This window comes from Pseudomonas algeriensis (assembly GCF_048847255.1).
GTDB lineage: Bacteria > Pseudomonadota > Gammaproteobacteria > Pseudomonadales > Pseudomonadaceae > Aquipseudomonas.
The window spans coordinates 108,485-131,887 of sequence record NZ_JBKKRK010000006.1 but is presented as its reverse complement, the minus strand read 5'-3'; the positions used below and the strand labels follow the sequence as shown (position 1 = coordinate 131,887).

Annotated in this window: 25 protein-coding genes; 13 read left to right on the top strand and 12 right to left on the bottom strand. The window is 60.6% G+C overall.

The features are described from left to right. Nucleotides 1–7 precede the first annotated feature (7 nt). The 7 genes from hpf to ACLK1G_RS11325 all read right to left on the bottom strand — a co-directional run bounded on the left by hpf (nt 8) and on the right by ACLK1G_RS11325 (nt 5,422). Complete coding sequence (hpf, locus tag ACLK1G_RS11355; protein ID WP_090281780.1) at nt 8–316, bottom strand: ribosome hibernation-promoting factor, HPF/YfiA family; 309 nt, start codon at nt 314–316, stop codon at nt 8–10. A 75-nt stretch (nt 317–391) separates the two neighbouring features. After that, nucleotides 392–1,888, bottom strand: a complete 1,497-nt coding sequence (locus tag ACLK1G_RS11350; protein WP_420765518.1) for an RNA polymerase factor sigma-54 — start codon at nt 1,886–1,888, stop codon at nt 392–394. Between the two features lie 195 nt (nt 1,889–2,083). Further along, nucleotides 2,084–2,809 (bottom strand): LPS export ABC transporter ATP-binding protein, encoded by a 726-nt coding sequence (lptB, locus tag ACLK1G_RS11345; RefSeq protein ID WP_047228667.1) that lies wholly within the window; start codon nt 2,807–2,809, stop codon nt 2,084–2,086. Next, the gene (gene lptA, locus ACLK1G_RS11340) at nt 2,809–3,357 is read right to left on the bottom strand and encodes a lipopolysaccharide transport periplasmic protein LptA (RefSeq protein ID WP_420765517.1); all 549 of its coding nucleotides are present in this window, start codon (nt 3,355–3,357) and stop codon (nt 2,809–2,811) included. The genes lptB and lptA overlap by 1 nt, the downstream gene beginning before the upstream one ends. After that, nucleotides 3,344–3,916 (bottom strand): LPS export ABC transporter periplasmic protein LptC, encoded by a 573-nt coding sequence (gene lptC / locus ACLK1G_RS11335; protein ID WP_420765516.1) that lies wholly within the window; start codon nt 3,914–3,916, stop codon nt 3,344–3,346. Before lptC ends, lptA begins: the two co-directional genes overlap by 14 nt. A gap of 7 nt (nt 3,917–3,923) precedes the next feature. Beyond that, a complete protein-coding gene (locus tag ACLK1G_RS11330; RefSeq protein ID WP_039592232.1) occupies nt 3,924–4,448 on the bottom strand; it encodes a KdsC family phosphatase in 525 nt (174 codons plus the stop codon). Then, nucleotides 4,448–5,422, bottom strand: coding sequence for a KpsF/GutQ family sugar-phosphate isomerase (locus tag ACLK1G_RS11325; protein ID WP_420765515.1), 975 nt, complete (start codon nt 5,420–5,422; stop codon nt 4,448–4,450). Before ACLK1G_RS11325 ends, ACLK1G_RS11330 begins: the two co-directional genes overlap by 1 nt. A 272-nt stretch (nt 5,423–5,694) precedes the next feature. Here ACLK1G_RS11325 and ACLK1G_RS11320 point away from each other — a divergent pair, with 272 nt between their 5' ends. From ACLK1G_RS11320 to hisC, 10 genes are all read left to right on the top strand, one after another. Further along, a complete protein-coding gene (locus ACLK1G_RS11320; RefSeq protein WP_420765514.1) occupies nt 5,695–6,504 on the top strand; it encodes an ATP-binding cassette domain-containing protein in 810 nt (269 codons plus the stop codon). After that, on the top strand, nt 6,504–7,301 hold the full coding sequence (mlaE, locus tag ACLK1G_RS11315) for a lipid asymmetry maintenance ABC transporter permease subunit MlaE (RefSeq protein WP_420765513.1): 798 nt from the start codon (nt 6,504–6,506) through the stop codon (nt 7,299–7,301). Before ACLK1G_RS11320 ends, mlaE begins: the two co-directional genes overlap by 1 nt. Then, nucleotides 7,301–7,768, top strand: a complete 468-nt coding sequence (gene mlaD / locus ACLK1G_RS11310; protein WP_420765512.1) for an outer membrane lipid asymmetry maintenance protein MlaD — start codon at nt 7,301–7,303, stop codon at nt 7,766–7,768. The genes mlaE and mlaD overlap by 1 nt, the downstream gene beginning before the upstream one ends. An 11-nt stretch (nt 7,769–7,779) precedes the next feature. Further along, the gene (locus ACLK1G_RS11305) at nt 7,780–8,433 is read left to right on the top strand and encodes an MlaC/ttg2D family ABC transporter substrate-binding protein (RefSeq protein WP_420765511.1); all 654 of its coding nucleotides are present in this window, start codon (nt 7,780–7,782) and stop codon (nt 8,431–8,433) included. 8 nt (nt 8,434–8,441) lie between these two features. Continuing rightward, nucleotides 8,442–8,747, top strand: coding sequence for an STAS domain-containing protein (locus tag ACLK1G_RS11300; RefSeq protein WP_420765653.1), 306 nt, complete (start codon nt 8,442–8,444; stop codon nt 8,745–8,747). A 114-nt stretch (nt 8,748–8,861) separates the two neighbouring features. After that, on the top strand, nt 8,862–9,101 hold the full coding sequence (locus ACLK1G_RS11295; protein ID WP_003221710.1) for a BolA family protein: 240 nt from the start codon (nt 8,862–8,864) through the stop codon (nt 9,099–9,101). A gap of 22 nt (nt 9,102–9,123) precedes the next feature. Next, the gene (gene murA / locus ACLK1G_RS11290) at nt 9,124–10,389 is read left to right on the top strand and encodes a UDP-N-acetylglucosamine 1-carboxyvinyltransferase (protein ID WP_144922830.1); all 1,266 of its coding nucleotides are present in this window, start codon (nt 9,124–9,126) and stop codon (nt 10,387–10,389) included. A 126-nt stretch (nt 10,390–10,515) separates the two neighbouring features. Next, entirely contained in the window at nt 10,516–11,151 is a 636-nt protein-coding gene (gene hisG / locus ACLK1G_RS11285) for an ATP phosphoribosyltransferase (protein ID WP_047699553.1), read from the top strand. A 123-nt stretch (nt 11,152–11,274) separates the two neighbouring features. Beyond that, nucleotides 11,275–12,600, top strand: a complete 1,326-nt coding sequence (hisD, locus tag ACLK1G_RS11280) for a histidinol dehydrogenase (protein WP_420765510.1) — start codon at nt 11,275–11,277, stop codon at nt 12,598–12,600. 1 nt (nt 12,601) lies between these two features. Then, complete coding sequence (gene hisC, locus ACLK1G_RS11275; RefSeq protein WP_420765509.1) at nt 12,602–13,654, top strand: histidinol-phosphate transaminase; 1,053 nt, start codon at nt 12,602–12,604, stop codon at nt 13,652–13,654. Between the two features lie 204 nt (nt 13,655–13,858). On the opposite strand, the gene ACLK1G_RS11270 is transcribed toward hisC, so the two are convergent. The 3 genes from ACLK1G_RS11270 to algW all read right to left on the bottom strand — a co-directional run bounded on the left by ACLK1G_RS11270 (nt 13,859) and on the right by algW (nt 16,296). Then, nucleotides 13,859–14,578, bottom strand: a complete 720-nt coding sequence (locus ACLK1G_RS11270; protein ID WP_420765508.1) for a DUF4198 domain-containing protein — start codon at nt 14,576–14,578, stop codon at nt 13,859–13,861. A gap of 120 nt (nt 14,579–14,698) precedes the next feature. Beyond that, nucleotides 14,699–14,977, bottom strand: a complete 279-nt coding sequence (locus ACLK1G_RS11265; protein ID WP_420765663.1) for a hypothetical protein — start codon at nt 14,975–14,977, stop codon at nt 14,699–14,701. Between the two features lie 158 nt (nt 14,978–15,135). Next, the gene (gene algW / locus ACLK1G_RS11260) at nt 15,136–16,296 is read right to left on the bottom strand and encodes a Do family serine endopeptidase AlgW (protein WP_420765507.1); all 1,161 of its coding nucleotides are present in this window, start codon (nt 16,294–16,296) and stop codon (nt 15,136–15,138) included. Between the two features lie 104 nt (nt 16,297–16,400). Between algW and ACLK1G_RS11255 the strand changes: the two genes are divergently transcribed. From ACLK1G_RS11255 to cysN, 3 genes are all read left to right on the top strand, one after another. Next, entirely contained in the window at nt 16,401–17,159 is a 759-nt protein-coding gene (locus ACLK1G_RS11255) for a Nif3-like dinuclear metal center hexameric protein (protein ID WP_420765506.1), read from the top strand. Nucleotides 17,160–17,366: 207 nt separating this feature from the next. Further along, complete coding sequence (gene cysD / locus ACLK1G_RS11250) at nt 17,367–18,284, top strand: sulfate adenylyltransferase subunit CysD (protein WP_030139871.1); 918 nt, start codon at nt 17,367–17,369, stop codon at nt 18,282–18,284. A gap of 9 nt (nt 18,285–18,293) precedes the next feature. After that, nucleotides 18,294–20,192: a sulfate adenylyltransferase subunit CysN gene (cysN, locus tag ACLK1G_RS11245; protein WP_420765505.1), complete on the top strand. Its 1,899-nt coding sequence runs from the start codon at nt 18,294–18,296 to the stop codon at nt 20,190–20,192. Nucleotides 20,193–20,376: 184 nt separating this feature from the next. On the opposite strand, the gene yihG is transcribed toward cysN, so the two are convergent. Beyond that, nucleotides 20,377–21,285 carry a 1-acylglycerol-3-phosphate O-acyltransferase, YihG family gene (yihG, locus tag ACLK1G_RS11240; protein WP_420765504.1) on the bottom strand — a complete coding sequence of 303 codons (909 nt, stop codon included), beginning with the start codon at nt 21,283–21,285 and terminating at the stop codon, nt 20,377–20,379. After that, nucleotides 21,286–23,385 (bottom strand): phosphate acetyltransferase, encoded by a 2,100-nt coding sequence (gene pta / locus ACLK1G_RS11235; RefSeq protein WP_420765503.1) that lies wholly within the window; start codon nt 23,383–23,385, stop codon nt 21,286–21,288. Nucleotides 23,386–23,403: the final 18 nt, after the last annotated feature.

The window sequence follows — 23,403 nt, the reverse complement described above, 5'->3', positions numbered from 1 at the left end:
GGGGGGGTTAACGACCGGTTGCGCCCTGGAGGAGGCTCTGGGTCTTTTCCTTATGCTTTTTGAGTTGGCGATCCAGCTTGTCGGTCAGCAGGTCAATCGCGGCGTACATGTCATCATGCTCCGCATTGGCAACCACTTCTCCGCCGGGAATATGCAGTGTGGCTTCGATCTTCTGCTTCAGCTTTTCGACGTTCAGAATGACTTGCACGTTGGTGATTTTGTCGAAATGCCTCTCCAATCGGTCGAGTTTTTCGCCGATGTAGGTGCGCAGGGGTTCGGTCACTTCCAGTTGGTGTCCACTGATGTTGACTTGCATACAGCTTCTCCTTCGTTGCCAGTGCATAAAGCGGCAGGCTGGGTGCCTGCCACTGGAACGCTGTGGCGTGGCCTGTTACATCAACCGCTTGCGTTCGCTCGAAGGTGCGATCCCCAGGGATTCGCGGTATTTGGCGACGGTACGGCGGGCCACCTGAATGCCTTGTGCCTCCAGTAAACCAGCGATCTTGCTGTCACTCAACGGCTTTTTCTGATTTTCCGCAGCGACCAGTTTTTTGATGATCGCGCGGATGGCCGTGGACGAGCATTCGCCGCCTTCGGAGGTGCTGACGTGGCTGGAGAAAAAGTATTTCAATTCATAGATGCCCCGAGGGGTATGCATGAATTTCTGGGTGGTCACCCGTGAAATCGTCGATTCGTGCATGCCCACCGCCTCGGCAATGTCATGCAGGACCAATGGCTTCATCGCTTCGTCGCCATATTCCAGGAAGCCGCGCTGATGCTCGACGATCTGGGTGGCGACTTTCATCAGGGTTTCGTTGCGGCTCTGCAGGCTCTTGATGAACCAGCGCGCTTCCTGCAACTGGTTGCGCATAAAGGTGTTGTCGGCGCTGGTGTCGGCGCGTTTGACGAAACCTGCGTACTGGGCGTTGACGCGCAGCTTGGGCATCGACTCCTGGTTGAGCTCCACCAGCCAGCGATCGTTGTGCTTGCGCACGATTACGTCGGGGACGACGTATTCGGGCTCGGTGGATTCGATCTGTGAGCCAGGACGCGGGTTGAGGCTTTGCACCAGCTCGATGACCTGGCGCAGTTCATCTTCCTTGAGCTTCATGCGACGCATCAGTTGGCTGTAGTCGCGTCCGCCCAAAAGGTCGATGTAATCGGTCACCAGGCGCTTGGCTTCGGCCAGCCACGGGGTTTTGGCGGGCAATTGGCGCAGCTGCAGCAACAGGCATTCGCCCAGGTTGCGAGCACCGATGCCGGCGGGTTCGAACTGCTGGATGCGATGCAAGACGGCTTCGATCTCGTCCAGCTCGATGTCGAGCTCGGGGTCGAAGGCTTCGAGGATTTCTTCCAGCGTCTCGTCCAGGTAACCCTGGTTGTTGATGCAATCGATCAGGGTCACGGCGATCAGGCGATCGGTATCGGACATCGGCGCCAGGTTCAATTGCCAGAGCAGATGACTCTGCAAGCTCTCGCCGGCGGACGTGCGGGTAGTGAAATCCCATTCGTCGTCATCGCCGCTCGGCAGGCTGCTGGCGCTGGTCTGATAGACGTCTTCCCAAGCCGTGTCCACGGGCAGGTCGCTGGGAATGCGCTCGTTCCATTCGCCATCCTCAAGGTTGTCCACCGTGGGGGCGGCTTCCTGTTGGTAGGTTGGTTCCTGGATTTCCGGGGTGGTTTTCTGCTCGACATTGTCGGCCAGTGGATCGGTGTTGTCGAAGTCGTCGCCCTCTTCCTGGCGTTCGAGCATCGGATTGGATTCCAGGGCCTCTTGGATTTCCTGTTGCAGGTCCAGGGTCGACAATTGGAGCAGGCGGATGGCCTGTTGCAGCTGCGGTGTCATCGTCAGCTGCTGGCCCATTCTCAAGACTAGCGATGGTTTCATGGCAGGGGCTTAACACCTTATTTGCCGGCGCACATGCGCCATCCACTACAGGGCGCCGGAGCGCCAAACTTAAGCAAATTATATGCCTGAAACTGAAGTGTTTGCCTAGGGGGCGTCTTCAATTAATTGAGAGCGCCCCACGGGTCGTCATCGGAAATTCGGCACCACCCAGGCCTTCGCCTGAGGCTTCGTGGCTTAAAGGCGGAACTCGTGGCCCAGATACACTTCCTTGACCAGCTCGTTGGCCAGGATGGTGGCCGAGTCGCCCTCGGCGATCAACTGGCCGTCGTTGACGATATAGGCGGTCTCGCAGATGTCCAGTGTCTCGCGCACGTTGTGGTCGGTGATCAGCACGCCGATCCCCTTGGCCTTGAGATGATGGATGATCTGCTTGATGTCGCCCACCGAAATCGGGTCTACGCCGGCGAAGGGTTCGTCGAGCAGAATGAATTTCGGCGCGGTGGCCAGGGCGCGGGCAATTTCCACGCGACGACGTTCGCCGCCGGACAGGCTCATGCCCAGGTTGTCGCGAATGTGGCTGATATGGAATTCCTGCAGCAGGCTCTCCAATTCCTGGCGGCGGCCGGCCTTGTCGAGCTCCTTGCGGGTCTCGAGGATGGCCATGATGTTGTCGGCCACCGACAGTTTGCGGAAGATCGACGCTTCTTGCGGCAGATAACCGATACCGGCCTTCGCCCGGCCGTGCATCGGCTGGTGGCTGACATCCAGGTCGTCGATCAGTACGCGGCCCTGGTCGGCCTGAACCAGCCCGACGATCATGTAGAAACAGGTTGTCTTGCCCGCGCCGTTGGGGCCGAGCAAGCCAACGATCTGGCCGCTGTCGATGGACAGGCTGACATCGCGCACAACCTGGCGGCTCTTGTAGCTCTTGGCCAGGTGCTGGGCTTTCAGAGTTGCCATTACTGCGCCTTCTGCTCGTCGGTTTTCTTTTTCGGCTGGATCACCATGTCGATCCGCGGACGCTGTTCGGTCACCTTGCTGCCAGTGGCACGGCCGGCGCTGGCCAGCTTCTTGACCGTGTCGTAGACGATCTTCTCGCCTTGGGTCACGTTGTTGTCCTTGTCGACGACCTTGGCGCGGTCGATCAATACAACGCGGTCCTGGGCGGCGTGATACTGGATGGTGACCCCGTAACCCTGCACAGGCTTGGTGTCGCCTGCGGTCTGCAACTGTTCGAAGTACGCCAGGTTGCCCACGGATGTCACTACGTCGATATCGCCGGACTGGGTGCGGGTGATGGTGACGGTATTGCCGGTCACCTTCATCGAGCCCTGGGTAATGATCACGTCACCCTTATAGGTGGCGACACCGTTCTTGTCGTCCAGTTGCGCGTCGTCGGCCTGGATGCGGATAGGCTGGTCGCGGTCGTTGGGAAGGGCCCAGGCGCTCGCGCTTCCCAGTGCAGCGCCCAGACTGAGCAAAATAGGGAGGGTTTTAGCGAGCTTCATACTGTCCTCTTACTTTCGATAGCAGGTGTATCCTGCTTTCCTTCAAATACGCCTTCATTCCCACGCCGGTCGACACGCCGCCAGCGCCGTCGATTCTAACGGGTTGCTCGGTCTGCGCATATTCTCGCTGCGGGAAGACCGTCATGCGACTGCTGGTGATGATGGTCGTACGGTTCTTTTCATCGGTCCGTGCGATGCGCACCGAGTCGATCAGTTCGACTTCGGTGCCGCCGGGATTGACCTCGGCCCGTTCGCTCTGCACGTGCCATGGAAATTCGGTACCCCGGAACATGTTCAGGTCCGGTTTGGTCACCAGCGTGACGTCGCTGGCCTTTACATGATCGACCTTGTCGGCCGTCATCTCGTACTGCACCTTTCCGTCCGGCAGGTATTGCAGGGTATGCGTATTGGTCGCATACCAGTCGATGTCATTTTCCTCGACCTTGGCCGCGGGTTGGTCAAGGAAGCGTTCCGGGCTGATGTTCCAATAGCCCACCGCAGCGAAAATCGCGGCGATGCAGCTGAACACCAGAATGGTGCGAATCTTCTTGCTTAGCATAAATGGCTCACAAGTATGCGGCGTTGGCCGCTTCGAGGTGGCCCTGGGCACGCAGGATCAGTTCACAGAATTCACGGGCTGCACCTTCGCCGCCCCTTGCCGTGGTGACGCCATGGGCGTGCTCGCGCACGAACGCCGCTGCGTTGGCCACTGCCATGCCCAGGCCGACCCGACGGATGACCGGCAGGTCCGGCAGATCGTCGCCCAGGTAGGCGACCTGTTCATAGCTTAGATTGAGTTGGCCAAGGAGCTCGTCCAGAACCACCAGTTTGTCTTCGCGGCCCTGGTAAAGGTGGGGGATGCCCAGGTTCTTCGCCCGCCGTTCGACCACCGGGGTCTTGCGGCCGCTGATAATGGCCGTTTGCACGCCCGAGGCCATCAGCATCTTGATGCCTTGGCCGTCGAGTGTGTTGAAGGTCTTGAATTCGCTGCCGTCTTCGAGGAAATAAAGGCGGCCGTCGGTGAGTACACCGTCGACGTCGAATACGGCGAGCTTGATGGTCTTGCCCCGTTGCAGCAGGTCGGTCGTCATTACATTACTCCAGCACGCAGCAGGTCGGACAGGTTGAAGGCGCCGATCGGGCGGTCTTCGTCATCCACTACCACCAGTGCGTTTATCCTGTGGTCTTCCATGATTTTAAGGGCTTCGGCAGCCAGCATGTCGGCGCGGGCGGTCTTGCCGTGCAGCGTCATGACTTCGTCGATGGTTGCGTTGCGAATGTCGATCGCGCGGTCGAGGGTGCGGCGCAGGTCGCCGTCTGTGAAAATCCCGGCGAGCTTGCCGTCGGCTTCGAGGATCACGGTCATGCCCAGGCCCTTGCGGGTCATTTCCATCAGCGCATCTTTGAGCAGCGTGCCGCGTTGCACCTGCGGCAGCTCTTCTCCGGCGTGCATCACGTTTTCGACTTTCAGCAACAGGCGACGGCCCAGCGCGCCACCGGGATGGGAAAAGGCGAAATCCTCGGCCGTGAAGCCCCGGGCTTCCAGCAGGGCCACGGCCAGGGCATCGCCCATGACCAGTGCCGCGGTGGTGGAGGAGGTCGGGGCCAGGTTCAGCGGGCAGGCTTCGTGCTCGACATGGACATTGAGGTTCACCTCGGCGGCCTTGGCCAACGGGGAGTCCGGGTTGCCGGTGATGCTGATCATCTGGATGCCCAGGCGCTTGATCAGCGGCAGCAACGTGAGGATTTCATTGGTCGAGCCGGAGTTGGACAGGGCCAGGATGACATCGTCCCGGGTAATCATGCCCATGTCGCCATGGCTGGCTTCGGCCGGGTGGACAAAAAAAGCCGTCGTGCCCGTGCTCGCCAGGGTGGCGGCGATCTTGTTGCCGATGTGGCCGGACTTACCCATGCCGACCACGACCACGCGGCCCTTGCTGGCCAGAATCATCTCGCAGGCACGTACGAAATCAGCGTCGATGTGGGCCAGTAAGCCTTGTACGGCTTCGAGCTCGAGGCGGATGGTACGTTGTGCCGATTGAATCAGGTCGCTGGATTGGCTCATGTCAGATCGTATAGCCCGATGAAAAGGCGGCGATTATAGCGGTAATGAACGATTCGCTCACGTTAGTTCGTCACGCTTTGTTCGAACGGTTGCAAGGCTGGACATAAAATGTGGTGTTTTACCTTAAGCCAGGCTTAACGGGCGGGGGGTTGGCCTTGGGCGCCTGACGCTTGCAGTGATATAGTTCGCCGCCGGTTCGTGTGCCCGGCGGTACCGGCATTTGTCGGCTGGCCTGGGCATTCGGATATGAGGCTGCATCGCAAGGAGTTTAGATGAGTGCCGACAACGCCTACGCGGTCGAGCTGAAGGGACTGTCCTTCAAGCGAGGGACGCGCAGCATTTTCAATGACATCGATATTCGCATCCCGCGCGGCAAGGTGACCGGCATCATGGGGCCTTCCGGGTGCGGAAAGACCACGCTGCTGCGGCTGATGGGGGCACAACTGCGCCCTAGCGCCGGCGAAGTCTGGGTCAATGGCCAGAACCTTCCAAAGTTGTCGCGCAGCGATTTGTTCGATGCGCGCAAGCATATGGGGGTGCTGTTCCAGAGCGGCGCGCTGTTTACCGACCTCGATGTGTTCGAGAACGTGGCGTTTCCCCTGCGGGTCCATACCGAACTGCCGGACGAAATGATCCGCGACATCGTTTTGCTCAAGCTGCAGGCCGTCGGGCTGCGCGGGGCCCTGGATTTGATGCCGGATGAACTGTCCGGTGGCATGAAGCGTCGCGTGGCGTTGGCGCGGGCCATCGCCCTCGATCCAAAAATCCTCATGTACGACGAGCCCTTTGTTGGCCAGGACCCCATTGCGATGGGCGTGCTCGTGCGGTTGATCCGCCTGCTCAATGACGCCCTGGGCATCACCAGCATCGTGGTGTCCCACGACCTGGCCGAAACCGCGAGCATCGCCGACTACATCTATGTCGTTGGCGATGGCCAGGTGCTGGGGCAGGGTACGCCCAAGGAATTGAAGGATTCGGACAACCCACGCATTCGCCAATTCATGAAAGGTGACCCGGACGGTCCGGTGGCGTTTCATTTTCCGGCCACGGATTACCGTACCGATCTGCTGGGGAAGCGCTGATGCGCAAGAAATCATTAATAGAAAGAATTCGCCTGTTCGGCCGTTCCGGCATCGACGTGCTGGCCGTGCTGGGGCGTTCCACGCTGTTCCTGATGCACGCACTGCTCGGACGCAATTCGACCGGAGGCGGTTTTGGCCTGCTGGTCAAGCAATTGCATTCGGTGGGGGTGATGTCCCTTGTGATCATCGTCGTCTCGGGCATCTTCATTGGCATGGTACTGGCGCTCCAGGGCTTCAGCATCCTGTCCAGCTATGGATCGGAGCAAGCGGTCGGGCAAATGGTCGCGCTGACCTTGTTGCGCGAGCTCGGGCCCGTGGTGACGGCGCTGCTGTTCGCTGGGCGTGCCGGGTCGGCGTTGACCGCTGAAATCGGCAACATGAAGTCCACCGAGCAGTTGTCCAGCCTGGAAATGATTGGTGTCGATCCACTCAAGTACATCATTGCCCCGCGCCTGTGGGCCGGCTTCATCTCGCTGCCGGTGCTGGCGATGATCTTCAGTGTCGTGGGGATCTGGGGAGGCTCCTGGGTGGCCGTCGATTGGCTGGGGGTCTATGAAGGTTCCTACTGGTCCAACATGCAGAACAGCGTCGACTTCCTCGACGATGTGCTCAACGGTGTGATCAAGAGTGCCGTATTCGCTTTCGTGGTCACCTGGATCGCCGTGTTCCAAGGTTATGACTGTGAGCCCACGTCAGAGGGGATCAGCCGTGCCACAACCAAGACCGTGGTCTATGCCTCGTTGGCCGTCCTGGGCCTTGACTTTATTCTGACCGCCTTGATGTTTGGAGATTTCTGATGCAAAACCGCACCCTGGAAATCGGTGTCGGCCTTTTCTTGCTGGCTGGCATCCTGGCTTTGCTGCTGCTGGCCCTGCGAGTCAGTGGACTGGCGCCGACCGCGAGCACCGATACTTATAAACTTTATGCTTATTTTGACAATATCGCCGGTTTGACGGTCAGAGCCAAGGTAACCATGGCCGGTGTCACCATCGGCAAGGTCACGGCAATCGATCTGGACCGCGACAGTTTCACCGGTCGGGTGACGCTGCAACTGGAAAAGCGGGTGGATAACCTGCCGACTGACTCCACTGCATCGATTCTCACGGCTGGGCTGTTGGGCGAGAAATACATCGGTATCAGCGTGGGTGGGGAAGATGCCTTGCTCAAGGACGGTGGGACCATCCACGATACACAGTCGTCCCTGGTGCTCGAGGACCTGATCGGTAAATTCCTACTCAATACCGTGAACAAAGACGCCAAATGAGGAGCTATTGAATGATCTCTATCCTGCGACGCAGCCTGCTGGTCTTGCTGGCGGCCCTGCCGCTGATGGGCAATGCCGTGGCGGCGCCTTCGGCGCACGACATCATCAAGACCACCACGGATCAACTTCTGGCGGATCTCTCTGCCAATAAGGAAAAGTACAAGCAGGACCCGGGTGCGTTCTATGAATCCCTGAACCGTATCGTCGGGCCGGTCGTGGATGCCGATGGCATTTCCAAGAGCATCATGACCGTCAAATACTCGCGCAAGGCTACGCCCGAGCAGATGACCCGCTTCCAGGAAAACTTCAAGCGCAGCCTGTTCCAGTTCTATGGCAACGCCTTGCTCGAGTACAACAACCAGGGCATCACGGTCGATCCGGCCAAGGATGAGTCAGGTGATCGCACCAGCGTCGGCATGACGGTCAAGGGCAATAACGGCGCCGTATATCCGGTGTCCTACACGCTCGAGAAAATCAGCGGCGAGTGGAAAGTACGCAACGTGATCATCAACGGCATCAACATCGGCAAGTTGTTCCGCGATCAGTTCGCCGATGCGATGCAGCGCAACGGCAACGACCTGAACAAGACCATCGACGGTTGGGCGGGGGAAGTCGCCAAGGCGAAGGAAGTTGCCGAAGATGCCCAAGAGAAGCAGCAACAATGAATGCGTCGGTGAGTGAGTCGGCCATTCGCCTGGGCGAGTCTGGCGAGTTGCTGCTCAGTGGCGTGCTGGATTACCGCACCGGCCCGGGTATGCGCAAGCAGGGCCAGGCGTTGATCCAATCCGCCAAGGCCGCCGAGTTGGTCATTGACTGCTCGGCGGTGGAGAAGTCCAGCAGCGTCGGCCTGTCCCTCCTGCTGTGCTTCATGCGCGACGCCAAGGCCGCCGGCAAGACGTGGAGCATCCGTGGGATGCCTGAGGACATGCGCGAAATAGCCCAGGTCAGCGAATTGACCGAGCTGTTGGAGCACCCCTGATTCACAACTTCGTAAAAGCCCCCCGTCAGAGTCCTGCTTCGCGGGGTTCGCAGGCGCGGGGCTTTTTTGTATGATGTGCGACCCGTGCGCACAGGGCGCCGATTGAGGTTGAGCATGCAGGCTGTAGAAGTGAAGAGCTTCCTTGAAGGAAAGCTGCCTGGTACGCAGGTGGAAGTTGAAGGCGAAGGCTGCAATTTCCAGCTGAACGTGATCAGCGATGAACTGGCGGCGTTGAGCCCGGTGAAGCGTCAGCAGAGCATCTATGCCCATTTGAACCCATGGATCGCCGATGGCAGCATCCACGCGGTCACTATGAAATTTTTCAGCCGCGCGGCCTGGGCCGAGCGCACCTGAGCCCAAGGGCGTCGAGATTCTTATGGATAAATTGATTATTACCGGCGGCGTTCGCCTCGATGGCGAAATCCGTATTTCCGGAGCAAAGAACTCCGCGCTGCCGATCCTGGCCGCGACGCTGCTGTGCGATGGCCCTGTGACCGTGGCCAACCTGCCGCACCTGCACGACATCACCACGATGATCGAGCTGTTCGGCCGCATGGGCATCGAACCTGTGATCGACGAGAAACTCGCCGTCGAAATCGACCCACGTACCATCAAGACCCTGGTCGCGCCGTACGAGCTGGTCAAGACCATGCGTGCCTCGATCCTGGTGCTCGGCCCGATGGTCGCCCGTTTCGGTGAAGCCGAAGTGGCGCTCCCTGGCGGTTGCGCCATCGGTTCGCGTCCAGTGGACCTGCACATCCGTGGCCTGGAGGCCATGGGCGCGGTGATCGATGTCGAGGGCGGCTACATCAAGGCCAAGGCCCCTGAAGGCGGCCTGCGTGGCGCGCATTTCTTCTTCGATACCGTCAGCGTGACCGGGACCGAGAACATCATGATGGCCGCCGCATTGGCCAAGGGCCGCAGCGTGCTGCAAAACGCCGCTCGCGAGCCCGAGGTGGTGGACCTGGCGAACTTCCTGATCGCCATGGGCGCCAAGATCAGCGGCGCTGGCACCGACACCATCACCATCGATGGCGTCGAGCGCCTGCACTCGGCCACTTACAAAGTGATGCCGGACCGTATTGAAACGGGCACCTACCTGGTTGCCGCCGCCGTCACCGGTGGCCGCGTCAAGGTCAAGGACACCGATCCGACCATCCTTGAAGCTGTGCTGGAAAAACTCAAGGAAGCTGGCGCCGAAGTCACCTGCGGCGAAGACTGGATCGAAGTGAACATGCACGGCAAGCGGCCGAAAGCCGTCAACGTGCGGACCGCTCCCTACCCAGCGTTCCCGACCGACATGCAGGCGCAGTTCATCTCCCTCAACGCCATTGCCGAAGGCACGGGCGCGGTGATCGAGACGATCTTCGAAAACCGCTTCATGCACGTCTATGAGCTGCACCGCATGGGCGCCAAGATCCAGGTCGAAGGCAACACCGCCATCGTCACCGGCGCCGAGAAACTCAAGGGCGCGCCGGTCATGGCAACCGACCTGCGGGCCTCGGCCAGCCTGGTGATCTCGGCCCTGATCGCCGAGGGCGATACCTTGATCGACCGCATCTACCACATCGACCGCGGCTACGAGTGCATCGAAGAAAAACTGCAGATGCTCGGCGCCAAGATCCGCCGCGTGCCGGGCTAGTTCCGGCTGCATGGCACAAGGATGTGCCAGGATTTCGTTTCAAATCGAGGGTGGTTGCGCCCTCGATGTATGTCCGGCGCCGCTTGCGACCGGGCATGAGTACCTTGATTAGGACTGACGTTTCCCATGTTGACCATCGCACTGTCCAAGGGCCGCATCCTTGACGACACCCTGCCGCTTCTGGCTGAAGCGGGCATTGTGCCGACCGAGAATCCGGACAAGAGCCGCAAGCTGATCATCCCCACGACCCAGGCCGACGTGCGCTTGTTGATCGTGCGCGCCACCGATGTGCCGACGTACGTGGAGCATGGCGCCGCCGACCTGGGCGTTGCCGGCAAGGACGTACTGATGGAATACGGCGGCCAGGGTTTGTACGAGCCGCTGGACCTGCGCATCGCTCGCTGCAAGCTGATGACCGCTGGCAAGGTCGGCGCGCCCGAGCCCAAAGGGCGCCTGCGGGTCGCGACCAAGTTCGTCAACGTTGCCAAGCGCTACTACGCCGAACAAGGCCGCCAGGTCGACATCATCAAGCTCTACGGCTCGATGGAGCTGGCGCCGTTGATCGGCCTGGCGGACAAGATCATCGACGTGGTCGACACGGGCAACACCCTGCGCGCCAACGGCCTGGAACCCCAGGATTTCATCGCCGACATCACCTCCCGGCTGATCGTCAACAAGGCTTCGATGAAAATGCAGCACGCCCGTATCCAGGCTTTGATCGATACCCTGCGCAAGGCAGTGGAATCGCGACACCGCGGCTGATTCACCTGCGCGACCTTGAGTCGCGCCCGTCTATCCGCGTCATAGCCAATTTTCTCAGGTGCCCCCGCGAATGGACTGGTAGCTTAGGGCGCCTGAGCATTTGCCATTAATGAGGCCCTCGCTATGACCGCTCCCACCTCGATTCGCCGACTCAACGCTGCCGACCCGGATTTCGCACATCATCTGGATCATCTGTTGAGCTGGGAGAGTGTGTCCGACGACTCGGTCAACCAGCGGGTGCTGGACATCATCAAGGCCGTGCGCGAGCGTGGCGACGATGCCTTGGTGGAATTCACACAGAAGTTCGACGGCCTGCAAGTGGCGTCGATGGCCGACCTGATCCTGCCGCGCGAGCGTCTGGAACTGGCTTTGACCCGAATCACCGTGGCCCAGCGCGAAGCCTTGGAAAAAGCCGCGTCCCGGGTACGCAGTTATCACGAGCGGCAGAGACAGGATTCGTGGAGTTACACCGAGGCCGACGGCACGGTGCTGGGCCAGAAGGTCACGCCGCTGGACCGCGCCGGCTTGTACGTGCCGGGTGGCAAAGCGTCCTATCCGTCCTCGGTGCTGATGAACGCGATCCCGGCCAAGGTCGCCGGCGTGACTGAAGTGGTCATGGTTGTCCCGACCCCGCGCGGCGAAATCAACGAACTGGTGCTGGCTGCCGCCTGCATTGCCGGCGTGGACCGGGTGTTCACCATCGGCGGTGCCCAGGCCGTGGCCGCGTTGGCCTATGGCACGCAAAGCGTGCCGCGGGTCGACAAGGTAGTCGGTCCGGGCAACATCTATGTCGCCACTGCCAAGCGCCACGTGTTTGGTCAGGTCGGCATCGACATGATTGCTGGCCCTTCGGAAATCCTCGTGGTGTGCGACGGTCAGACCGATCCGGACTGGATCGCCATGGACCTGTTTTCCCAGGCCGAGCATGACGAAGATGCCCAGGCCATCCTGGTCAGCCCGGACGCCGAATTTCTCGACAAAGTGGCCGCCAGCATCGACAAGTTGCTGCCGACCATGGACCGCGCCGAGATCATCAACACCTCCATCAATGGCCGTGGTGCCCTGATCAAGGTCGATGACATGGAACAGGCCATCGAAGTCGCCAACCGCATCGCGCCGGAGCACTTGGAACTGTCGGTTGCCGATCCCCAGGCTTGGCTGCCGAAGATCCGCCATGCCGGCGCGATCTTCATGGGCCGTCACACCTCCGAGGCGCTGGGCGACTATTGCGCCGGACCGAACCATGTACTGCCGACCTCCGGCACCGCGCGCTTCTCGTCGCCGCTGGGGGTTTACGACTTCCAGAAACGCTCCTCGATCATTTTCTGCTCGGAGCAGGGCGCGTCCGAACTGGGCAAGACCGCGTCGGTGCTGGCCCGTGGCGAATCGCTGAGCGCCCACGCCCGCAGCGCCGAATACCGCATCAAAGACGAACGGAAGGGGAACTGAAATGAGTAGATTCTGGAGCCCGTTCGTCAAGGACCTGGTGCCGTATGTGCCAGGCGAACAGCCGAAGCTGACCCGCCTGGTCAAGCTCAACACCAACGAGAATCCCTATGGCCCATCGCCCAAGGCCCTCGCGGCGATGCAGACCGAACTCAATGACAACCTGCGCCTGTATCCGGACCCCAATAGCGATTTGCTGAAAAGCGCCGTCGCCCGGTATTACGGTGTGCAAACCAACCAAGTGTTCCTGGGCAACGGTTCGGACGAGGTGCTGGCGCACATCTTCCACGGTCTGCTTCAGCACAACCAACCGGTGTTGTTCCCGGACATCAGCTACAGCTTCTACCCGGTCTATTGCGGGCTGTACGGCATCGAGTTCGACGCGGTGCCGCTGGATGAACAGTTCCGGATCGACCCGACGGATTACGCCAAGCCGAACGGCGGGATCATCTTCCCCAACCCGAACGCGCCGACCGGCTGCCTGCTGGCGCTTGACGCGGTCGAGCAGATCCTCAAGGGCAGCCCGGATTCGGTGGTGGTCGTCGACGAGGCTTACATCGACTTTGGTGGCGAAACGGCCATCAGCCTGGTGGATCGGTATCCGAACCTGCTGGTCACGCAGACGCTGTCCAAGTCTCGCTCGTTGGCGGGATTGCGAGTGGGCCTGGCGGTGGGGCATCCGGATCTGATCGAAGCGTTGGAGCGGATCAAGAACAGCTTCAACTCCTATCCGTTGGATCGTCTGGCAAATGTCGGTGGCGCGGCGGCGTTCGACGATCGTGAGTATTTCGACCGAACCTGCCGGTTGGTGATCGAGCACCGCGAGTGGGTGGTGGCCAAACTGGAGGCCAGGGGCTTTGAAGTGCTGCCATCGGCGGCCAACTTCATTTTCGCTCGTCACCCCCGGTACGACGCAGCGGGGTTGGCGGCGAAACTGCGTGAGCAGGGCGTGATCGTGCGGCACTTCAAGCAGGAGCGCATCGCGCAGTTCCTGCGGATCAGCATCGGTACGCCGGAGCAGAACCAGGCGCTGATCGACGGCCTAGGCGAGCTCTAAAGCCCTGCATGGATCCTGTGGGAGCGGGCTTGCTCGCGAAGGCTGTGTGTCAGTTAACGCCTGGATGACTGACCCAACGCCATCGCGAGCAAGCTCGCTCCCACATTGATTTCAGGGCGTCCTAACGATCAGCGACACTGAAATCCTTTGTGGGAGCGAGCTTGCTCGCGATAGTGGCCAGATCAGCTCCCACAATTTCAGCGCTTACTCGTGATGCGGCTCGCCAAGGAACGTCAGCGACGTAAACACCCCGCGCGTCGCGACATCCTTATTGTCCTTGAGCGGGATTTCCATCTGCGCGGCAATGACATTCAACCCTTCATTACGTACCGGTACCTTGGCCCGTCCCTCGGCGTCGGTTTGCGTGGTGACAGTACCTGGCGCGCTGCGATAGTCGCCCACCAGTTTCACGCCAGCGGCAGGTTTGCCATCGATCAGCACTCGTACCGGCAAGGGCTGGCCGGGGCCGACGGTCAGTGGGTCGACTTCCGGTACGATGACGAACTTGATCTGATCCAGTTTCGGCAGCTTCGCTCCCGGCTCATAGATCGCCAGGCTGTACTTGAAGGTCTGGGTCGATTCGATCGCCCCGGGTACCTTGCTGCGGCCTTCGTTGATCCACTTCTTGTCGGCGGTCTGTGACCACATGCCGTTGTCCAGGGCGACGGCCAGCACGGCCGGCGGCTTGAGGGGTTGCAAGCGAGCGTGGTCCGGCAGGCGCTCCACGGTGACGGGGATCATGTTGCCGCCCAGGTCGTAGGCCCAGGCGCCACTGATTTTCTTCGCCTTGAAGGCGTTGTCCTCGGCGCCGTGACCGTAGATCACTTCGATGTTGCCGCGTCGCTGTTCTGTCCACAGGCCATGGGCCGAAGCCTGGGTGGCCAGGAGCAGGCCGAGCAGGGTGAAGGTCTTGGGGTATTTCATGCTGACTTCCTTATAGATCGAGGGTGAGGCTGACAGTGAAGTTGCGTGGATCGCCGGGCGTGACCCAGTAATTGCTGTAGGAGCGTTCGTAGTATTTTTCGTCGAAAATGTTGTTCAGGTTCAGGCCCCGAGGTCGAACATCCCCCGTCCTTCAAGTTGAGTAATGCTGTCGTGCCAATTGTTGTCTCGCTCGCGGTAACGACGGTTCACCGTGTGGCCGTCGGCATTCAACGGGCGCGCTTCGGAAGCGAATCCCCAGAGTTCACCCTGCTTGTAATGGCTGGCCAGGTGCACATTGATGGCGTCCAGTTCCAGGGGCTGGATTTCTTCGGCAAAAGCCGGATCGCCGAGCAACCCCAGGGTGAGGCTGGCAACGGAAATCCGTTTCAGAGATGACATGTTATGTTGTTCCAATTTTTAGCATTGAAACAATATAACACTACTAATGAGAATTTATGCTATCTGTAATTTCAGGTGTGGTTGTGGTCGCTGGATATCGAGAAGATGTGGCGAGGGGATAAATCCCCTCGCCAAGTAATCTCGCCAAAGTGGCGTGCTTACTGTTCTTCCTTAAGCACCACCGGCGCGGGTGGCGGGCGCAGGCCAATCTCAGCCGTGAGCTTGAGTTCCTTGCCGTTGCGCATGACCTGAATCGTGACCTTGTCGGTGGGTTTGATCCGCGCCACCTGGTTCATCGAGCGCCGGCCATCGCCGGCCGGTTCGCCGTCGATGCTCAGGATGACATCACCCAATTGCAGGCCTGCCTTCTGCGCCGGACCGTCGCGGAAGATGCCCGCCACCACGATGCCGGGTCGCCCGGACAAGCCGAACGACTCCGCCAGTTCCTGGGTCAGCGGTTGGACCTCGATGCCCAGCCAGCCACGAATCACCTGGCCGTGTTCGATGATGGACTTCATTACCTCCATGGCCAGCTTCACCGGAATGGCAAAACCGATGCCCTGGCTGCCACCGGATTTGGAAAAGATCGCCGTGTTGATCCCGGTGAGATTGCCGTTGGCATCCACCAGGGCGCCACCGGAGTTGCCAGGGTTGATGGCAGCGTCGGTCTGGATGAAGTCTTCGTAGTTGTTCAGGCCCAGTTGGTTTCGGCCGGTGGCGCTGATGATGCCCATGGTCACGGTCTGGCCAACGCCGAACGGGTTGCCGATTGCCAGGGTCACGTCGCCGATGCGGATGCTGTCGGAACGGCCGATGGTGATCGCGGGGAGGTTCTTCAGATCGATCTTCAGTACCGCGAGGTCGGTTTCCGGATCGCTGCCGATCACCCGGGCCAGGGTTTCACGGCCGTCCTTGAGCGCTACCACGATCTGGTCGGCACCGCTGGTGACGTGGTTGTTGGTCAGGATATAACCTTCCGGGCTCATGATCACACCCGAGCCCAGGCTCGACTCCATGCGCTTCTGCTTGGGCGAGTTGTCGCCGAAAAAACGCCGGAATTGCGGGTCTTCAAACAGCGGGTGGTTGGGCTTGTTGATGACTTTGGTGGTGTACAGGTTCACCACCGCCGGCGCCGCCAGGGTGACCGCGTCGGCATAGGACACCGGCCCCTGCTGCGGCGCCTTGGCTTGGGGCGCTTGTTGCAGGTTGACGTCGAGGCTTGGCAGCCCGACCCATTCCGGGTAGCGCTGGATAATCAATAAAGCGACAAGCACGCCGGCCAACAGCGGCCAGCCGGAAAAACGCAGCGCCTTGAACATTAAGCACGTCCTACAAAGGTTGCAGGCGGGATGGGACCGCCCATAATGTCGCGCATTATACGAGGCCGCGCGCGCCTCTGGACGGGATATTTAGGAGTCTTTTCATGGCCGTCGCCCTGAACACCCTGGTAGAAGAAGCGGACCGTTACCTGGCAAGCAGCCGGATCGCCGATTATTGCCCCAACGGCTTGCAGGTCGAAGGCGCCCCGCAGGTGATGCGTATCGTCAGCGGCGTGACGGCCAGCCAGGCGTTGCTCAATGCTGCCGTGGAGGCCGAGGCCGACCTGGTCCTGGTGCATCACGGCTATTTCTGGAAGGGCGAGAATCCCTGCATCACCGGGATGAAGCAGCGGCGCCTGAGAACCTTGCTCAAGCACGATATCAGCCTGCTGGCCTATCACTTGCCCCTGGACTTGCATGCCGAAGTCGGCAACAACGTACAACTTGCCCGACAACTGGACATCACCGTCGAAGGGCCGCTGGATCCGGATAATCCAAAGATCGTCGGCCTCGTGGGTTCTCTGTCCGAACCGATGACGCCTCGGGATTTCGCCCGCAAGGTCCAGGAAGTCATGGGCCGCGAGCCGTTGCTGATAGAAGGTGAGCAGATGATCCGCCGAGTCGGCTGGTGTACCGGTGGCGGCCAGGGTTACATCGACCAGGCGGTACTGGCCGGCGTCGATCTGTACCTCAGTGGCGAGGCGTCCGAGCAGACCTTCCACAGCGCGCGGGAAAACGGCATCAGCTTCATCGCCGCCGGGCATCATGCGACCGAGCGCTACGGCGTCCAGGCGCTGGGCGACTACCTGGCGCGGCGTTTTGCGCTGGAACATATCTTCATCGACTGCCCGAATCCGATCTGACTGCCTATAAACGCTGTGGGCACTTATCCCTGTGGGAGCGAGCTTGCTCGCCCCTACAGAAAAGCAAATGCGAGGCCCGAACCACCGGGCATATCCATATGCTGTTTCGATCTAGTTGGCGCCCTGATTAGAAGAGGTCGCTGTGCTAGGATTCCCCGCTCGAACACGGCCCGCTGGCCGTTCATAAGAAAGCTTTCGTGAGTAGCCATGGTCGACAAACTGACGCATCTGAAACAGCTGGAGGCGGAAAGCATCCACATCATCCGCGAGGTGGCCGCCGAGTTCGATAACCCGGTGATGCTGTACTCCATCGGTAAAGACTCCGCCGTGATGCTGCACCTGGCACGCAAGGCGTTCTTCCCCGGCAAGCTGCCGTTTCCGGTGATGCACGTCGACACCCGGTGGAAATTCCAGGAAATGTACAAGTTCCGCGACCGCATGGTCGAAGAACTCGGCTTGGACCTGATCACCCATATCAACCCGGACGGCGTGGCGCAGAACATCAACCCGTTTACCCACGGCAGCGCCAAGCACACCGACATCATGAAGACCGAGGGCCTGAAACAGGCGCTCGACAAGCATGGTTTCGACGCAGCCTTCGGTGGCGCCCGTCGTGATGAAGAGAAGTCCCGCGCCAAGGAGCGCGTCTACTCGTTCCGCGACAGCAAGCACCGCTGGGACCCGAAGAACCAGCGCCCGGAGCTGTGGAACGTCTACAACGGCAAGGTCAACAAAGGCGAGTCGATCCGCGTCTTCCCATTGTCGAACTGGACCGAGCTGGACATCTGGCAGTACATCTACCTCGAAGGCATCCCGATCGTGCCGCTGTACTTCGCCGCCGAGCGTGAAGTGATCGAGAAGAACGGCACGCTGATCATGATCGATGACGAGCGCATCCTCGAGCACCTGTCCGACGAAGACAAAGCCCGAATCGTCAAGAAGAAAGTACGTTTCCGTACCCTTGGCTGCTACCCGTTGACGGGCGCGGTGGAGTCCGAGGCCGAGAGCCTGACGGACATCATCCAGGAAATGCTCCTGACGCGAACTTCCGAGCGCCAGGGCCGGGTCATCGACCACGATGGCGCAGGCTCGATGGAAGATAAAAAACGTCAGGGTTATTTCTAAGGGGTTGTCATGTCGCACGCATCTGATTTGATCAGCGAGGACATCCTCGCCTACCTGGGCCAGCACGAGCGTAAAGAGCTGCTGCGCTTTTTGACCTGCGGTAACGTCGATGACGGCAAGAGCACCCTGATCGGGCGCCTGCTGCACGACTCCAAGATGATCTATGAAGATCACCTGGAAGCCATTACCCGTGATTCGAAGAAAGTCGGCACCACCGGTGACGATATCGACCTGGCGTTGCTGGTCGATGGTCTGCAGGCCGAGCGCGAGCAAGGCATCACCATTGATGTCGCCTACCGCTATTTCTCCACCGCCAAGCGCAAATTCATCATCGCCGACACCCCCGGCCATGAGCAGTACACCCGCAACATGGCCACCGGTGCTTCCACCTGCGACCTGGCGATCATCCTGGTGGATGCCCGCTACGGCGTGCAGACCCAGACCCGTCGCCACAGCTTCATCGCCTCGTTGCTAGGCATCAAGCACATCGTCGTGGCCATCAACAAGATGGACCTCAAGGACTTCGACCAGGGCGTGTTCGAGTCGATCAAGGCCGACTACCTCAAGTTCGCCGAAGGCTTGAAGATGAAGCCCACCAGCATGCACTTCGTGCCGATGTCCGCTCTCAAGGGCGACAACGTGGTGAACAAGTCCGAGCGCTCGCCGTGGTACACCGGCCAGTCGCTGATGGAAATCCTCGAGACCGTGGAAGTGGCGGGCGATCGCAACTTCACCGACCTGCGTTTCCCGGTGCAGTACGTCAACCGTCCGAACCTGAACTTCCGCGGTTTCGCCGGCACCCTCGCCAGCGGCATCGTGCACAAGGGCGACGAAGTGGTGGTGCTGCCTTCCGGCAAGAGCAGCCGCGTGAAATCCATCGTCACCTTCGAAGGCGAGCTGGAGCACGCCGGCCCGGGTCAGGCTGTCACGCTGACCATGGAAGACGAGATTGATATCTCCCGTGGCGACCTGCTGGTGCACGCCGACAATGTCCCGCCGGTCACCGACAGCTTCGAAGCGATGCTGGTGTGGATGGCCGAGGAGCCGATGCTCCCGGGCAAGAAATACGACATCAAGCGCGCCACGAGCTACGTGCCCGGTTCGATTGCCAGCATCGTCAACAAAGTCGATGTGAACACCCTCGAGGAAGGTCCGGCCAGCGCGTTGCAACTCAACGAAATCGGCAAGGTGAAGATCGCCCTTGATGCGCCGATCGCCTTGGACGGTTACGAGAGCAACCGCACCACTGGCGCGTTCATCGTCATCGACCGTCTGACCAACGGCACCGTGGGCGCGGGCATGATCGTGGCCCAGCCGCTGGCCCACGGCAGCAGCACGCACCACGGCAAACTGGCCCATGTGTCGGTGGAAGAACGTACCCAGCGCTTCGGCCAGCAGCCGGCCACGGTGCTGTTCAGCGGCCTGTCGGGCGCGGGCAAGAGCACGTTGGCCTATGCGGTGGAACGCAAGCTGTTCGACATGGGCCGTGCGGTGTTTGTACTCGATGGCCAGAACCTGCGCCACGACCTGAACAAGGGGCTGCCGCAAGACCGTGCCGGACGTACCGAGAACTGGCGTCGTGCGGCTCACGTCGCCCGTCAGTTCAATGAAGCCGGCCTGCTGACCCTGGCTGCGTTCGTCGCGCCGAGTGCCGAAGGCCGTGAACAGGCCAAGGACTTGATCGGCCGCGAGCGCCTGGTGACCGTCTACGTCCAGGCCTCGCCAACGGTATGTGCCCAGCGTGATCCACAAGGGCTGTACGCGGCTGCCGGCGATAACATTCCGGGCGAGTCGTTCCCATACGACGTGCCGCTGGATGCCGACCTGGTGATCGACACCCAGTCGCTGACGTTGGAAGAAAGCGTCAAGCAAGTGCTGGATCTGCTGCGCAAGCGTGGCGCGATCTAAGGGAAACAGCTGCAAGCGGCAAGTAAAAGCCCGCCGATGAGTGATCATCGGCGGGCTTTTTTGTTGTCTGGAGGGACGCCATCGCGAGCAAGCTCGCTCCCACAGGTATTTGCCTCAGCAGTGACCATTGTGGGAGCGAGCTTGCTCCGGGCGGCGATCCGACGATGAGGCCGGTGCAGCCACCTCAAGACTTGTCGGGATATTCGCGATGCATCTGCTCAAGCAGCGCATCCTTGTCCTGCCACAGCTGGTTGATCCAACCCTGGAACTCCAGGCGATATTCCCCGTCGTGGTCGTAGCTTTTGCCAATGAACTGCGGCGGTATCTTCAGCTCCTGGAAGTGCACCACCACCTCGCCAACGTTGCCGCAGAGCAAATCCCAATACCCCGGGCGGCCGCCCGGATAATGAATCGTCACGTTGATGATCGACTCCAATTGTTCGCCCATCGCATCGAGCACAAACGCGATGCCGCCGGCCTTGGGCTTGAGCAGGTAGCGAAACGGTGATTGCTGCTGGACATGCTTGCTTTCGGTGAAGCGCGTGCCCTCAACGAAATTGAAAATACCCACCGGGTTGTTGCGGAATTTCGCACAGGTCCTGCGGGTGGTTTCCAGGTCCTTGCCTTTCTTTTCCGGATGTTTTTCCAGGTAAGCCTTGGAGTAACGCTTCATGAACGGGAAGCCCAGTGCCCACCAGGCCAGGCCAATCACCGGCACCCAGATCAGCTCTTGCTTGAGGAAAAACTTCAACGGTCGGATGCGTCGGTTCAGGACGTACTGCAACACCATGATGTCGACCCAGCTTTGATGATTGCTGGTGACCAGATATGAGTGTTGGTAGTCCAGGCCTTCCAGCCCGCTGATATGCCAGCGGGTACGGCGCAACAGGTTCATCCAGGCCTTGTTGTTGCTGATCCAGGCTTCGTGGATATGGCTCATCAGCCAGTCGGTAAAACGCTGGGCAGCGGGGAAGGGCAGCAACAGTTTGAAGATCGCCACGATGAACAGCGGCGTGCAGCAGGCGATGGTGTTCAACGCCAACAGCAGCGAGGCGATCACGCCCCGTACAGGGGGAGGCAGGAAATCCAGCATTTAAATATCCAGAGGTCGGTTGGCGGCTTGAATCGCGGTCAAGGCGATGGTGTAGACGATGTCATCGACCTGGGCGCCACGCGGCAAGTCATTCACGGGCTTGCGCAGACCTTGCAGCATTGGCCCGAGGCTGACGCAATCGGCGCTGCGCTGCACGGCCTTGTGGGTGGTATTGCCGGTATTGAGGTCCGGGAAAATGAACACGGTGGCCCGACCTGCGACCTGGCTGTTGGGCGCCAGTTGCCGTGCCACGGCTTCGTTGGCGGCGGCATCGTATTGCAGCGGGCCGTCGATCAACAGCCCCTGTTGCGCCTCATGGGCCAGCAGCGTTGCTTCGCGGACCTTTTCCACTTCTTCGCCGCTGGCCGACTCACCGCTGGAATAGCTGAGCATCGCGACCCGTGGCGTGATGCCGAACGCCGCGGCGGAGTCGGCGCTTTGCAAGGCGATCTCGGCCAGTTCCGCAGCGCTTGGGTGCGGGTTCATCACGCAATCGCCATACACCAGCACTTCCTCGGGAAACAGCATGAAGAATACCGACGACACGAGCGAACAGCCCGGCGCGGTCTTGATCAATTGCAACGCCGGGCGGATGGTGTTGGCGGTGGAGTGGATGACGCCGGAGACGAGCCCGTCCACTTCATCCAGCGCCAGCATCATGGTGCCGATCACCACGGTGTCTTCCAGTTGCTGCTCGGCCATGGGGGCGTTCAGGCTTTTGCTCTTGCGCAGCCGCACCATGGGCTCGACGTAACGCTCGCGAATCACATCCGGGTCGAGAATCTCCAGCCCCGGCGGCAGTTCGATACCCTGGGCACGGGCCACGGCCTCGACGTCGGCCGGTTTTGCCAGCAACACGCAGCGGGCGATGCCCCTCGCCTGGCAAATGGCGGCGGCTTGCACTGTCAGCGGTTCGCTGCCTTCCGGCAATACGATGCGTTTGTTGGCAGCCTGGGCGCGCTGGATCAGTTGATAGCGGAACACCGCCGGTGACAGGCGCATCTCCCGTGGCGTGCCGCAGCGCTGGTGCAGCCATCGGGCGTCCAGGTGGCTGGCGACAAAATCGGTGATTATTTCCGCGCGTTCGCGGTCATCGATGGGGATTTCCTTGTTCAAGCCGTTGAGCAGATTGGCGGTGTCGTACGAGCCGGTGCTCACCGACAGCACTGGCAACCCGGCCTGCAACGCACCGCGGCAAAGGTCCATGATGCGTGGATCGGGCAGGGTGTCGCTGGTCAGCAGCAGGCCGGCCAGCGGTACGCCATTGATCGCCGCCAGGCTCACGGCGAGGATGATGTCGTCGCGATCGCCAGGGGTCACCACCAGTACGCCGGGCTTGAGCAGTTCCACGGTGTTGCGCATGGTGCGGGCGCAAATGATGATGTTGCTCATGCGCCGCGTCTCGTAGTCGCCGGCATTGAGCACCTGCGCGCCCATCAGGTCGGCCACATCGCGGGTACGCGGGGCGTTGAGCTCGGGGCGAAACGGGATGCAGCCGAGCAGGCGGAAGTCGCCGCTGCGCAGCAACGGCGAATGTTCCTTCAGGCGCGCGGTGAACGCCTCCATGCTTTCGTCGGTGCGAACCTTGTTCAAGATCACGCCGAGGACTTTGGGGTCCTTGGGGCCGCCAAACAGTTGTGCCTGCAACTCGACGCGACCGGAAAGCTCCGTCAGCACTTCGTTTTCCGGCGCCGACACCAGGATCACTTCGGCGTCCAGGCTCTTGGCCAGGTGCAGGTTGACCCGGGCGGCGTAGCTCGCGCTGCGGGTCGGGACCATGCCCTCGACGACCAGTACGTCCTTGCCGACGGCGGCCTGCTGGTAGAGGGTGATGATTTCTTCCAGCAGCTCATCGAGCTGGCCATCGCCGAGCATGCGCTCCACGTGAGCCAGGCCCAGCGGTTGCGGCGGTTTGAGGCCGTGGGTGCGGGCCACCAGTTCGGTGGAGCGTTCCGGGCCGGTATCGCCAGGATGAGGCTGGGCAATGGGTTTGAAAAAGCCGACTTTGAGCCCGGCCCGTTCCAGGGTACGCACCAGCCCGAGGCTGATGGAGGTCAGGCCCACGCCAAAATCGGTGGGTGCGATAAAAAAAGTTTGCATGCGGATTCTCTAAGGGTG